The 14,185-nt window shown below is 43.1% G+C and carries 8 protein-coding genes; 6 read left to right on the top strand and 2 right to left on the bottom strand.

The features are described 5' to 3' along the window. Window positions 1-165 precede the first annotated feature (165 nt). Entirely contained in the window at window positions 166-870 is a 705-nt protein-coding gene (locus tag A3775_RS21940; RefSeq protein WP_066426787.1) for a choice-of-anchor E domain-containing protein, read from the bottom strand. A gap of 523 nt (window positions 871-1,393) precedes the next feature. Between A3775_RS21940 and polA the strand changes: the two genes are divergently transcribed. The 6 genes from polA (at window position 1,394) to A3775_RS21910 (ending at window position 12,430) form a co-directional block, all read left to right on the top strand. Continuing rightward, entirely contained in the window at window positions 1,394-4,306 is a 2,913-nt protein-coding gene (polA, locus tag A3775_RS21935) for a DNA polymerase I (protein ID WP_066426786.1), read from the top strand. A gap of 92 nt (window positions 4,307-4,398) precedes the next feature. Beyond that, complete coding sequence (locus A3775_RS21930; RefSeq protein WP_066383088.1) at window positions 4,399-5,268, top strand: DNA adenine methylase; 870 nt, start codon at window positions 4,399-4,401, stop codon at window positions 5,266-5,268. Next, window positions 5,235-6,125 carry a restriction endonuclease, SacI family gene (locus A3775_RS21925; RefSeq protein ID WP_066383085.1) on the top strand — a complete coding sequence of 297 codons (891 nt, stop codon included), beginning with the start codon at window positions 5,235-5,237 and terminating at the stop codon, window positions 6,123-6,125. The genes A3775_RS21930 and A3775_RS21925 overlap by 34 nt, the downstream gene beginning before the upstream one ends. A gap of 340 nt (window positions 6,126-6,465) precedes the next feature. Then, window positions 6,466-6,714, top strand: a complete 249-nt coding sequence (locus A3775_RS21920) for a hypothetical protein (protein WP_066383082.1) — start codon at window positions 6,466-6,468, stop codon at window positions 6,712-6,714. A gap of 158 nt (window positions 6,715-6,872) precedes the next feature. Next, complete coding sequence (locus A3775_RS21915) at window positions 6,873-8,099, top strand: sorbosone dehydrogenase family protein (protein WP_066426784.1); 1,227 nt, start codon at window positions 6,873-6,875, stop codon at window positions 8,097-8,099. Between the two features lie 89 nt (window positions 8,100-8,188). Then, on the top strand, window positions 8,189-12,430 hold the full coding sequence (locus tag A3775_RS21910; RefSeq protein ID WP_082803822.1) for a chemotaxis protein CheB: 4,242 nt from the start codon (window positions 8,189-8,191) through the stop codon (window positions 12,428-12,430). A gap of 46 nt (window positions 12,431-12,476) precedes the next feature. Here the strand turns inward: A3775_RS21910 and A3775_RS21905 are convergent, their stop codons facing one another. Further along, on the bottom strand, window positions 12,477-13,976 hold the full coding sequence (locus tag A3775_RS21905; RefSeq protein ID WP_066383074.1) for a family 10 glycosylhydrolase: 1,500 nt from the start codon (window positions 13,974-13,976) through the stop codon (window positions 12,477-12,479). Window positions 13,977-14,185 lie beyond the last annotated feature (209 nt).

Below are 14,185 nucleotides of genomic sequence, written 5' to 3'. Positions count from 1 at the left end.
CCAGTCAACAATAAAAACCCAGGTGACAAAAAATCAACCGGGTTTTTTTTATGAACTGAATGTTTCAGATGGGTTGTTGAAAACAACAATTGTTGCCAGTAATTGTTTCACTTTCGATGCAGTTAATCAAGAGAGTAGAGAAAAACACCTACTCCACAAAATATCTTAATTAGAAGACTTGATCCAGCTTTTTTTACGTTGTGACAATAAACCAATACCTGCCACTAGACCAAATCCTAATGCCGCAGAAGGTTCAGGTACAGACTGAACTGGGTCATAGTCATAGGTAACTTCAACACCACCTCTAGCAAGTGTTGTCACAGAGGCAACTATATTTCCAGAACCAGAAACTGTTGATGTGGCTTGAGCCGATAATAAGAAGTCTAAGTTGCCACTGCCAATAAAAGCTTGTAGGAAGGAAGCATCAGTAAAGCTTCTTGTCTGTGACATTTGAGCAGTTGGCCCGTTAATTGTGCTTCCAGAAGTACCGCCGAAATCCATGTTGCCATCAAAAGCGGCAAAATTGTATGTATCAGCTTTTTGTGGGTTTAAACTGAACAGAGATTGACCACCCAGGTCTAAGCCGAGTTGACCAGTTAAATTCACCGTTACAGAACTCGCATTAGGGCCTGTATTTTCATATCTTCCAACGCCCTGAAGCTGTCCATCAAATTTTAAAGTTACACCTTTGAGCGTACCCAGAGATGAGTCAAACTTTTGGACGCTGAGAGTAACATTGGCGAAATCGGTGGACAATAAACCACTGGAAGCGGAGGAGGTGAGAGAAGCTGCATTAGCAGAACTAGCAGTAGCAAGAATTCCTACCAAAGTTGTAGCAGCACCTAGAGACTTAAAAAGTGTTGTTGTCATGGGAAAGCATCTTCCAAAAAGAACGATTGCCAGAAAGATTACTTATACATTTCTACCTCTAAATCTGAAAGAATAGTCTTGATAAATATACGTAAGTTTTTGTAAATTTTTATCTAGGATAACAGTCGAATTAATCTACTTTTTTAGGTATGTATGTAAATTTCAGCTAAGGCAAAAGTAATTAGATATCTAGTAGGAAATACCCAGATTATCAGTTCGGTTTGTGCTGTGAAATGACAACTGGGTAATCACTGAAATCCTCTCAATAGTTATGATAAATAACTCCAGTATTCTGTAGAATTTTCAGTATTGAATTTTACTAAAGCTTGAGCAGGGAATAGGGTTTGAGGATGACTAAACCCTCACAAAGAGTGAAGCAGAGAAAAATTGCTGATGACTTTTGTCTCGTTTGATGTTAGTAACAATAGTTGGAAAACATCCTGTGGGGTGAGGGAATAGAGAAAAGAGATTTTCCATCCTTAATTGTGCGTAATTAAGGTGGGTTTATCGCTACAATAGGGTTATGTCTGAAACTTCTGCTGCTTTCACTGTTACCCGTCCTACATTCATCCTTGTAGATGGACACTCCCTAGCCTTTCGTTCTTACTTTGCTTTCGCCAAAGGACGAGATGGCGGACTGCGTACAAAAACGGGAATTCCTACGAGTGTGTGTTTTGGCTTTCTGAAGTCACTTTTAGAAGTCATGGATACACAACAGCCGCAAGCAATGGCGATCGCATTTGATTTAGGTTTACCAACTTTTCGCCACGAAGCTGATGATACCTATAAAGCTGATCGTCCGGGAACACCAGAAGATTTCGTCCCCGACTTAAAAAATCTGCACGAATTATTACAAGGCTTCAATCTACCAATTTACACCGCACCTGGTTATGAAGCCGATGATGTGTTAGGAACATTAGCACAAAGAGCCACGGCAGCAGGGTATAGAGTCAAGATTTTAACAGGCGATCGCGATTTATTTCAACTGATCGACCCCGCCAAAGAAATCACCGTTTTAAATTTTAGTCCTGATGCACTCAAACGTTCCACAAGTAGCATCACCGAATTCAGCACAGAACAAGTTAAACAGAAACTCGGTATTTTACCGACACAAATCGTTGATTTTAAAGCTTTGTGTGGGGATAAATCCGATAATATCCCCGGAGTCAAGGGAATTGGCGAAAAAACCGCCGTACAATTACTAAATACTTACGAGTCTCTAGATCACATTTACGCCGCCATAGATGAAATTAAAGGCGCGACTCAGAAAAAACTCCTAGCCGGGAAAGCAGACGCAGAAAAATCTTACTATTTAGCCAAAATAGTTGTAGATGTTCCCCTAGAAGTTAATCTAGAAAACTGTCAACTCAAAGGTTTTGATCATAGTATTCTCGTTCCCATCTTAGAAAAGTTAGAATTCAAAACCTTTTTACAGAAAGTCAACGACTTACAACAAAAATTTGGCGGCGAAGTTGCACAAACCCCAAGCGCACCACCCAGCACAGAAGAACAAGATGAAGACATCAGCTTTTTCAGTGCGGAAGATACAGCAGCAGTTTCTCAACAACCCGATGCACCCATTCAACCGCGCATCATTCAGACTGAGGCACAACTAACAGAATTAGTTAACATCTTACAGACATTTACTAACCCCAAAAATCCTGTAGCTTGGGATACAGAAACCAGTGACTTAGAACCCAGAGACGCGGAATTAGTGGGTATTGGTTGCTGTTGGGGAACTGCACCGGATGAATTAGCTTATATTCCCTTGGCGCATAAAACCGGAGATAATCTAGATAAAGATATCGCACTCCAAGCACTCAGACCAATTCTGGAAAGTGCAGCATATCCTAAAACCTTCCAAAATGGTAAATTTGACCGCTTAGTTTTTCGCACTCAAGGAGTTAACTTAGCCGGAATTGTATTTGACACCATGTTGGCTAGTTATATTTTAAATCCAGATACTAGCCATAACCTCACAGATTTAGCCTTGCGTTATTTAGGATTAACATTAACTAACTATAATGATTTAGTTCCTAAAAATAGAACCATTGCGGATATCAATATTTCTGCTGTAGCTAACTATTGCTGTTTGCAAGTATATGCAACATGGCAACTGGTAGAGAAAATGCGCCAGGAATTAGAGAAAATTCCTAAATTAGCGCATCTATTAACAGAGGTAGAACAACCGCTAGAAGCAGTTTTAGCGGCAATGGAATATACAGGAGTGCGGATTAATTCAGCTTATTTGCTAGAACTTTCGCAGCAACTAGAAACAGATTTAGCCAAATTACAAGAACAAGCTACAGACATCGCCGGGGAGACGTTTAATTTAGGTTCTCCTAAACAATTGAGTCATATATTATTTGAAAAATTAGGTTTAAGTACCAAATACTCCCGGAAAATTCAGACGGGTTATTCTACCGATGCAGCGACTTTAGAAAAACTACAAGAAGTTGATGACACTGGTTTTGTGAATGCGATTATTGAGTATCGCACCCTATCAAAATTAAAATCAACTTATGTAGATGCCTTACCAGCCTTAGTGCGTCCAGATACCCAAAGAGTACACACTGATTTTAACCAAACAGCCACCTCAACGGGTAGACTATCTTCGTCTAATCCTAACTTACAAAATATCCCGATTCGGACAGCCTTTAGTCGGCAAATTCGTAAAGCATTCTTACCCGAAACAGACTGGTTAATGGTAGCTGCTGACTACTCGCAAATAGAGTTAAGAATTTTAGCACATTTAAGCCAAGAACCAGCTTTAGTGCAAGCATATCAACAGAATGAAGACATTCATACAGTCACAGCCAAATTAATCTTTGAGAAAGAGGATATTACATCCGATGAGCGTAGACTCGCCAAAACCATCAATTTTGGTGTAATTTATGGGATGGGTTCGCTAAAATTTGCCCGTTCCACAGGCATAGATAAAAACACAGCCAATGAATTTATTAAAAGATTTAGCGATCGCTACCCGCAAGTGTTTGCTTATTTAGAAGGAGTCAAAAAACAAGCCATATCTCAAGGATATGTCGAAACTATCCTTGGTCGTCGCCGTTATTTTGAGTTTACCAACAACAGCCTACGCCAACTCAAAGGTAGCAACCCAGCAGACATTGACTTAAGCAAATTGAAAAACTTAGGTGTTTACGATGCTGGCTTACTGCGTTCTGCCGCCAATGCACCAATTCAAGGCTCAAGTGCAGATATCATCAAAATTGCAATGGTGCAACTGCATGAAGTTTTAAAAAACTATCAAGCACGGTTATTATTACAAGTTCACGATGAATTAGTATTTGAAGTGCCGCCGAATGAGTGGGAAGAATTACAACCACAAATCAAAACAGTCATGGAAGGCGCAGTTAAATTAACTGTACCATTGCTAGTGGAAGTCAAAGCAGGTGATAACTGGATGGAAACAAAGTAAACTCAACTGAGTACAGTATTTCTCCGCGTACCGGGAGCATTTTACCCTCATCCTAAATTGTAGTCACAGCACCCCCTCTGAGGTTGACATTCATGGCAAAGAAAATTGCATTTGGTTGGTATGGCGGTAAGTATAGTCATTTAGACTGGTTATTACCCTTATTGCCAAAAACAATCCACTACTGCGAACCATTTGGTGGTTCAGCAGCCGTGTTGTTAAACCGAGAGCCTTCGCCTGTAGAAACTTACAATGATATTGATGGGCAAGTAGTTAACTTCTTTCGTGTGCTACGTGACCAAAAAGACCAACTCATTGAAGCCATTGGCTTAACACCGTTTTCCCGTGAAGAATTTCGGATTGCTATTGCCAAAGAGGAAAAGGGTTTGTCAGACTTAGAAAAAGCTAGACGATTTTTTGTCCGGGCGCGACAAGTGAGAACCGGCTTGGCACAAACCGCTAGTATTGGACGATGGGCGCATTGTAAACTGACTAGCCGTGCTGGAATGGCTGGCGCAGTTTCCCGGTGGTTGGGTAGTGTTGAGGATCTGCCCGAAATCGTGCAAAGGTTGCTACGTGTACAAATTGAGAACGACCGAGCAATTGAGATTATTCAACGGTACGATAGTCCAGAAACCTTATTTTATTGTGATCCCCCATACCCGCACGATTCCCGTGGGGATAGTAAAGCTTATGCTTACGAAATGACCGACGACGAACATCGGCAACTGGCGAATGTTTTGCGTGCAGTCAAAGGTAAAGTAGCTCTTTCAGGTTATGATTGTCAGTTGATGCAAGAACTGTATGGTGACTGGAACTGCATTAAAGCACCCCTGAAGCAATGCCATTCCATCAAGGAGTTACGGCAAGAAGTGCTGTGGCTCAATTATGACCTGACAGCCTCCACACTTACTGTTGAAGAAATCGCTCCATGTCCACAACCCCAACAGCTATCCTTGATGTAGCCTACCAAAAAGCTGAAGTATCGATAGCGCAACCTATTATTGCCGACCCCAGCATTGCCGAAAAAATTGACTATGTATCACGTTATGTGGGCAATCGTGCTGTAGTTCGTTTGTTGCTAGCTTGTGCATTGGCGGCAATTCACCGTGCAGATATTGATATCCGCAAGCCTTACACCGAAATAGGTACACCAGACGCTTACTCTGGGCGTTACTATGATGAAAGTTACATTACAGCCTTTATTAACCAGCACGAGTTGCCTTGTAATCCTACCACTGCATTCCTGACTCCTGCCCTACGAAACCGCAACATCACCTTAACCCCAGCAGTTAATCTGGTGGGACGACCGCCTAAACTCTACGAAACTGCCCTACAATTACTTGATAATGTTCATCAAGGTAGGATAACTGCTGAGGAACTGCTAGCGGAAACCATTCGTTGTCTAATTATTGCTCGCAACGAGAAGCGGCAACGCATGGAAACACTACTGTCAGATTTGAAGAAATCGGAAGATGCAATACCTTTGTCAGCAGAGGAAATTGTCACACTCTTGAAACAGCATTTAACTTGCCGAGGTTCAAGCCGTCTTCCTGTAGTGATTGTTGCTGCTGCCTATCAAGTAGCAGAACAATATATTGGGGAGCGTTTTTTACCTCTAGAATCCCACAACGCAGCCGATGAGCAGACAGGTGCTTTGGGAGATGTAGAAATTACCCTAGTTGATGATGAGAAGGTCATCACTAGCTATGAAATGAAAACTCGACGTGTTACCTTAGAGGATATTAACCGTGCCTTGCAAAAAATCAACAACACAGGCAAGCGGGTTGACAACTATATTTTTATCGAAAATTTGGGTTGAAAACCCCGTCGTTCTACGACGGCTTTCTGGTATACTAGCAGTAGGTTGTAGACCGTGAGAACGATGAGGAAACAGGTAAAACGTCCTACTCCGTGATCTCAAAATGCCTAACAGTCAATGGTGTAAAAATAAGTCCAAACTGTAAGGTCGAAAAGCAATTAAATAGGGTAGGGCATACCCAAATTTACGCTTGGGGAGTAGTCCTTAAGTGGGGTATATCGAGAGATATGTTTCGGACTAGACATGAAACTGTAAGACCAAAATCAACATCGTTGGTGGAGGCAGGATTCAGCCCAAGAATCTCCGCCCTAAAAGTGCGGAGAGTGTCAACACCACAGATGTGATTGATGAAGGTATTCGAGAATATGCTGCAAGTATGTATGAGCGTACAGGTGGCATAGAGATTGTTGTTTTGGACTGTATCAGCTTTGTGCATCACTTTCTGCATTTGTTCCATCGATTGCGATCGCAGTTCTTGGAAGCTTATCAACAGTTAGTGTTAGCAGAACCAGACAGTGCTGTTAGCCAACCTTTAAAAGAAGCTTTTTTAGCACTGAGACAGGCTGCTGAAAGTGCAAGGGAATTTTGAGAATAAAGATCAAATATATATCTCTAAATAGAGACTAAAAAGCCCAGCCACTCATTACATTACTGCTAAATTGGCAATAAATCATAGAACTAGGCAAATTAATTTCTTTAGCCATTTCCAAAACCATGCAGGCAGAGATTTTTTGGAGATAACAAATCATGAAACTGAGAATAACTCTTGCAGTAAGATTAATCTTTGGCATGGTTTTACTTGGACTTTCGGCTTGCACCTTAGCAAACACTGAGTCCGCGAAAACTAGCAACCAAGAAACACAAACTGCTGAACAAGTCAGCCAACAAACTTCTACTAACAATCAAGCCTGTATTCTCGTAGAAAATGGCTTTGGTTCACAAGGACAGGTAAACCTGCGGGTGGAAGAAGTAGTCACAGGTTTGATAGTGCCTTGGGGAATTGCTTTTCTGCCCAATCAAGATATGTTAGTTACAGAAAGACCGGGACGAGTTCGCCTAGTGCGGGATGGTAAACTTATTCCACAGCCAGTAGCTACTATCGATGTGACAGCTAGTGGTGAAGGTGGCTTACTGGGCATTGCAACTCATCCCAACTTTACCGCCAATCGATTCTTCTACGTTTACTATACTACTGATAGAAATGGGTCGCAAGTCAATCGTGTTGAACGATGGCGACTATCCCAGAATGGACTTACTGCTTCACCTGATAGGGTAATTCTGGATGATATTCCTGTAGCACAATTTCATAACGGTGGTCGTATCCGCTTTGGCCCTGATGGAATGCTTTACATTGGAACTGGTGATGCCAGAGTACCGCAAATTTCCCAGGATGTTAATAGCTTGGCTGGTAAAATTTTGCGTGTGACTCCTGACGGACAAATACCACAAGATAATCCGTTTGGGAAAAACCCTGTATATATTACTGGTATTCGCAACACTCAGGGGTTTGATTGGCGCGATGAATCGACGCTATGGGTAACAGATCACGGCCCTAGTGGTGATTTAGGCAGAAGGGGTCACGATGAAGTCAGTGTAGCAAGAGCCGGCGACAACCTCGGCTGGCCTACTATCTACCGTTGCGAATCACGGTCAGGACTGGTGACTCCGTCGATTGTTTGGCGTGAGGCTCTACCACCAGGTGGAGCAACAATTTATACTGGTAATTCTATTCCTGAGTGGAAAGGTAGCTTAATTATCGCCACTCTCCGTTCCCAACATTTGCAACGTGTGGTGTTCAATCCCCAGTCTCCCCAACAAGTCGAGAGTCACGAAGTGTATTTACAAGGTAAATATGGACGACTGCGAGAGGCGATTATGGGGCCAGATGGTGAATTATATGTGACAACGAGTAACTGCGATGGTAGAGGAAATTGCCCACCACAGCAGGACAAAATTCTCCGCATTACCCGATAAAAAGATTTATTTGATTAGACTAGAAACATCGGGTCAAGTATTGGTCAATGTCAGACGTAAGACATTGACATATAAATCAGGTGCATCCCATGAACTCTAGGCCGTCTTCTGGAGAATCTCCAGACAATCACTCTTTGCCGAAAGTAACCGCCGCACAACAGCAGGAGAACGATAAAAAATTATTTCCAATAGTCGGGATGGGAGCTTCTGCTGGTGGCTTGGAGGCTTTCACACAACTATTGAGCCATTTGCCAACTGATACTGGCATGGGATTTGTGGTGGTTCAGCACATGAATCCCCAGCAAAAAAGTATGTTGACACAGATTCTTTCTCGGACGACCCAAATGCCGGTAACTGAAGTCGAAGATGGGATGCAAGTAGAACCAAATCATGTTTATGTGATTCCGCCCAATGCTACAATGACCATAGCAGAAGGGAAACTAAAACTCAAGCCGCGTCAGAAGACTTACGGCATATCAATGACAGTGGATAGTTTCTTTTTTTCCCTCGCGGAGTCGATGGGCAGTAAAGCTATTGGTGTTGTGCTATCGGGTGGTGATGGAGATGGTGCTAGAGGTTTGGAAAGCATCAAGGCAGCAGGAGGTATTACCTTTGCCCAATGTGAGGAATCAGCAAAAGTCAGTAGTATGCCAAACACTGCTGTGGCTTCTGGTTATGTAGACTTTATCCTCACCCCCCAACAAATTGCCCAAGAACTGGCAAACATCAGCCGTCATCCCTACGTCAACCAGCCCACACCAGTCAAACCAACTGAAGTGATGCCAGAAGGCACAGATGCTTTATCAACAATTTTCCATCTGCTGCGGGCAGCTACAGGTGTTGACTTTAGCCATTACAAGCAGACTACCCTGAAGCGGCGGATTCTGCGACGAATGGTTTTGTATCAGTTGGATCAGCTGGAGGATTACGTTCGGTATCTCCAAAATAACCCAGCAGAAGTGACAGCACTATATCAAGATGTACTGATTACTGTCACCAGTTTTTTTCGAGACTGGGAAGCATTTGAAGCTTTGAAAACCAAAGTATTTCCCGTTCTGGCTGAGGGACGCAAGCCAGATTCACCCTTCCGCATTTGGGTAGCAGGATGTTCCACTGGTGAAGAAGCTTACTCTGTGGCAATATGCTTACTGGAATTTTTGAGCAATAAGGGAATCAATATCCCAATTCAGATTTTTGCCACAGATATCAATGAGGCGGCGATTGAGAAAGCTAGAACCGCTATCTATAAACCCAGTCAAGTCGCAGAGATATCTCCTGAACGTTTAGGGCGTTTTTTTGTCCAAATAGAGGGAGGCTACCAAATTAGCAAGCCGGTGCGGGAACTGTGTGTTTTTGCTAGACAAAACCTGATTAGCGATCCACCTTTTTCTCGACTGGATCTAATTACTTGTCGCAATGTGCTGATTTATTTAAGTTCTGCGGTGCAGAAGAAAGTAATGCCCATCTTCCACTATGGACTCAAACCCAGTGGCTTTTTGATGTTAGGCACTTCGGAGACGGTGGGCGAGTTTTCCAACTTGTTTACACTGCTAGATAAAAAATACAAGATTTATTCGCGGAAAATGGCACCTGGGCGGTTGGGAATTGAGCTAGTAGCCAGCAATTATCCCCAGGAAACGATTAAACCTCAACTGCCAGTGAGTGAGGCTGTTAGGGATGGTTTGGAAATACAGAAACAGGCTGACCAGATTGTACTCAACCAATATGCCCCAGTGGGTGTGATTGTGAACAGCGATTTGGAGATTTTGCAGTTTCGCGGACAGACCAGTTCTTATCTAGAACCTGCACCGGGCAGACCCAGTTTTAATTTGCTGAAAATGGCTAAAAAGGAATTGCGTCTGGAGTTACGCACAGCCATTCACCAAGCTAAAAAACAAAACTCCGCCGTGAGAAAGGAAAACATACAAGTCAGACAAGAGAATTTAGTTAGGCTGGTTAGTTTTGATGTGATTCCCTTCAAATCTCAATCGACGGGAGAATACTATTTTTTGGTTCTGTTTGCAGACAAGTTGGAATCAGTAACTTCTGTGCCAGAACTTAAAGATAGTCAACCAGGAAATGCAGGTGATAACTTGGTTCAGATTGAGCAGGGGCAACAAGCGAGTGATCAGCAAGAAATAGCCCTACTCCAACAAGAGTTAGCCAGCACTAGGGACTATTTGCAATCTATTATTGAGGAGCAGCAAGCGACTAATCAAGACCTGAGAGCAGCTAACGAAGAAATTCTCTCTAGCAATGAAGAATTGCAAAGTACAAATGAGGAACTGGAAACTGCTAAGGAAGAAATTCAGGCTACGAATGAAGAATTAAATACAATTAACGACGAATTACAACGACGGAATCTGGAATCAACCCAAGTTAGCAATGATTTGCAAAATCTCCTCAGTAGTATCAATATTCCGATTTTGATGCTAGGTGGTGAGTTACAGATTCGTCGCTTTACTCCTGCTGCTGCGAATATCTTCAATCTCATTCCCACAGATGTGGGGCGGTCGTTGAGTGATATTAAACACAAATTAAATATATCTGATTTAGAAGCACAGATATTAGATGTGATTAGCACCCTGAATTTGAAAACTCAGGAAGTTCAAGACCTGGAGGGTCACTGGTATGACCTGCGAATCCGTCCCTATCGGACAATAGACCATAAAATTGACGGTGCTGTGGTAGTTTTAGTTGATATTAATGCCCTCAAGCAAAGTGCTGAGGAACTCAGAGTATCCCGTGATTATGCAGAAGCGATTGTGGGTACTGTGCGCCAATCTCTGGTGGTGCTGGATGTGAATTTGCAAGTGGTGACTGCTAATCAATTTTTCTACGACACCTTTATGGTGGTGCGAGAAGAAACGGAGAATTGCCTGATTTATGAAATTGGTAATGGACAGTGGGATATTCCCCAGTTGCGATCGCTCTTAGAAGATATCCTCCCCCATCAATCCCAGTTTCAAGATTTGGAGGTGGAGCATACATTTGAGCAAATCGGCCACAAAATCATGCGCCTCAATGCCCGGAAAATGCCACAAATAGGCGATAGACCACTGATTCTTCTGGCAATTGAAGATATCACTCAAGAGAAGCATTTAGAAGCAGAACGCACTCAACTGCTCGCTCAAGAGCAATCAGCCCGTGCGGCGGCGGAAACAGCTAACCGCGCTAAGGATGAATTTTTATCTATTCTCTCTCACGAGTTGCGGAATCCACTTAATTCACTCCTAGGGTGGACACAGTTACTACGTGATAAACAGCTAGATGCAGCAAAAACTGATCAGGCATTGGAAGCGATAGAGCGTAGTGCTAAGGCTCAAAATCTACTGATTGGGGATTTGTTGGATATTTCGCGCATTAGTACCGGCAGACTGCGGTTGGATGCCCAAACCATTGAACTTGTGCCTGTGATTGAGGCGGCGATAGAGATTGTGCATCTGGCCGCAGCAGCGAAAAATATTCATATCGAATCAAGACTAGATTCTTCACCCAAAACTTTAGTTGCAGATCCGATTCGCATCCAACAGGTAATGTGGAATTTACTTTCTAACTCCATTAAATTTACGCCTCCAGGGGGCAGAATTGATGTTACTTTAGACTACACGGATTTCCAAGCCCAGATTCAAGTGAAGGACACAGGGCTAGGCATCAGTGCAGATTTTCTCCCCTTTGTTTTTGAACGCTTCCGCCAAGCTGATGGCAGCAGAAGCAAATCAAATCCGGGCATGGGACTAGGACTTTCAATTGTGCGTCATTTGGTAGAACTGCACGGTGGGACGGTAGCAGTAGAAAGTCCAGGTGTGGGACAGGGTTCAACTTTTACTGTTAGCCTACCTCTGCAAACTCCACTAGAAGAACATCCTGTAGCCAGTCCGCAAGAGTCTGTTGTCTCTCCCACCTCCCCAGTTTCCCCAGACTCTTACCCATCCTTGGCAGGTGTGCGGGTGCTGATTGTCGATGATGAACCGGATATCCGGCAGTTATTCCGCATCGTGTTGGAAGATTATGAGGTGGAAGTAACAGAGGCAGGTTCGGCAAGAGAGGCACTATCAATACTCACAGCTAATCCTGGTAGGTTTGATGTACTATTATCTGACATTGGTTTGCCTTTGGAGGATGGTTACGCATTGATTCGGGAAGTGCGATTGCTGGGTTCTGAAGCAGGAGGGCAAATTCCGGCTGCTGCTTTGACGGCCTATGCTGGAGATACAGAAGAAGCGGCGGCTCTGTCCGCCGGATTCCAAATACATATTACTAAACCTATCGAAGCTGATCAATTGGTATCCGTAGTTGCTTCCTTAGCAGGACGGATGAGAAATGAATGAAGAATTTGGCTGCTTGGGTGGGAGCGTCCAGTAATATTAAAAATAGTTAATTGTAGTGACGGCAAGCTTTGCGATCGCTATCATGCTGAGGATACTGCCAAGAATAAGCAAAATGGCTCACACCTTTGAGTTGAGGCGCAAATTTCCGTAATGCTTGCATTTGTGCTTCTAATGAGGGACGATTACTTACCGCACCCCCCCACTTACCAGCTAAAGCCGGAATTATTTGTGTACCTGGCTGGGCTAAACTTAAAACTCGTTGCACTTGCTCCACAATACAGGTAACATGACCACAAGCAGCATAAGACATGGGATGCCACTGTGAGGAACTAGGAAACTGATCCCAAGGTTGCAAACGCGAATCATAGCCTTGTCCCACGGTTTGATTACCTTCGGGGAAAAATACCACACCAGAGGGAATACCTAGTTGTTTAGCTGGGTGTGTGGCTAAGTTGACAAAATCTACAATCCCTTGCATGGCATGGGCAACAGCTAACAACCACAGTTGTGTTTGTAGTAGTGGTTGTCTTTCATTGGGTGAGAGTAGGGATTTATCTTTTGTGGGTATTTTACCTTGCCATAAAGGTTCATTGTCTTGAGGATAGAGTTGATCAACTTCTGTGATATCTCCGGCGGTGACGTATCCTTTCGTTAAAAAACGGCGAATTAATTCTAGTCCTTGGTTATTTTGAGCGCGGCGAAATAAAGCTTGTTGAGTAGCTTGAGTAAATAACCATAAATCTGTGACTTTGGTAGCGATGGAATCACTACCAGCTTGACGGGGATAACGAACATAGTCAAATAATACCCCATCGGGGCGACGGCGTAAGATTTCCTGTACCATGCGGTGGTAGTCGCGTTTAGCTTGTTCGTTGTAGGGATCGATAAATACTTGTCTGCCTTCATTGACAACATATAAGCTAGTTTGACCCTGACCGTTACGGGCGATCGCACCTTCTCTGTCTGGTCGCAGGGCATAGCTATAGCCAAAATTAGCGGTATATAGCCAAGCATAAACTTTTAACCCTCTTTCCCTGCCTGTTTGAATTGCTTTAGCCAATAAATCAACCTTTTCCGCGCCGGGATTGCGAATTACTGAAGGCCAGACTGTGGGGTTAGCTGCTGCGGGTAATAATACACGCCCATCATAGAATGCTTCTACATAAACTTGGTTATAACCATCGTTGACAATCCGATCCATAATCTGCTCTAACGCCCCTGGTTTCATATCACAGGGATATAGACGTATCCAAACAGCTTGGATATTTGGCCAGGTGCGTTTACGACACTGCTGTACTTCTTGAGCGTGTTGTTTGATTAATTTTTGATAACGTGTTTGAGCATTTTTATTGCCCTTTAGCGCAGATAAACGTAAATTTTCTTTTGTTTTGACGGCTGATGGTGATAATTGGCAATACTGCGTTACCTGTGCCTGGGCTGGTTGACTGCTCAGGTAAGGAAGCAATATACTGCTGCTGAAGATAGCGGCGAATAGGCTTTGATAAAATAATTTCACTCTGCAACGGTTCAAAGGCAGGTTAGACATATCAATAAAAAATAGAATAACGCAACAATTTACACCCATTCCCCTTAATTGTGGAATGTGTATCAATTGTTTGTATTCCAAAAACAGAGGTTTTGAAGTCTGCTTGTACAGAACTCCTTCAACCGACTTATGTCAGTAAAGTTATTAAAGTTTTATTAGACTTGCTTCAGACATAACATCCCACTAAGGGGATATTTGTTAGCTTTGCC

The organism is Anabaena sp. 4-3, assembly GCF_001597745.1.
Classification (GTDB): domain Bacteria; phylum Cyanobacteriota; class Cyanobacteriia; order Cyanobacteriales; family Nostocaceae; genus Trichormus.
The sequence above is the reverse complement of the archived record's forward strand: the minus strand, read 5'-3'. Positions and strand labels throughout refer to the sequence as shown.

Excerpts from the sequence above, each read along its gene's own strand:
- A3775_RS21940 (WP_066426787.1), bottom strand. The coding sequence starts at position 870 with ATGACAACAACACTTTTTAAGTCTCTAGGTGCTGCTACAACTTTGGTA.
- polA (WP_066426786.1), top strand. The coding sequence starts at position 1,394 with ATGTCTGAAACTTCTGCTGCTTTCACTGTTACCCGTCCTACATTCATC.
- A3775_RS21930 (WP_066383088.1), top strand. The coding sequence starts at position 4,399 with ATGGCAAAGAAAATTGCATTTGGTTGGTATGGCGGTAAGTATAGTCAT.
- A3775_RS21925 (WP_066383085.1), top strand. The coding sequence starts at position 5,235 with ATGTCCACAACCCCAACAGCTATCCTTGATGTAGCCTACCAAAAAGCT.
- A3775_RS21915 (WP_066426784.1), top strand. The coding sequence starts at position 6,873 with ATGAAACTGAGAATAACTCTTGCAGTAAGATTAATCTTTGGCATGGTT.
- A3775_RS21910 (WP_082803822.1), top strand. The coding sequence starts at position 8,189 with ATGAACTCTAGGCCGTCTTCTGGAGAATCTCCAGACAATCACTCTTTG.
- A3775_RS21905 (WP_066383074.1), bottom strand. The coding sequence starts at position 13,976 with ATGTCTAACCTGCCTTTGAACCGTTGCAGAGTGAAATTATTTTATCAA.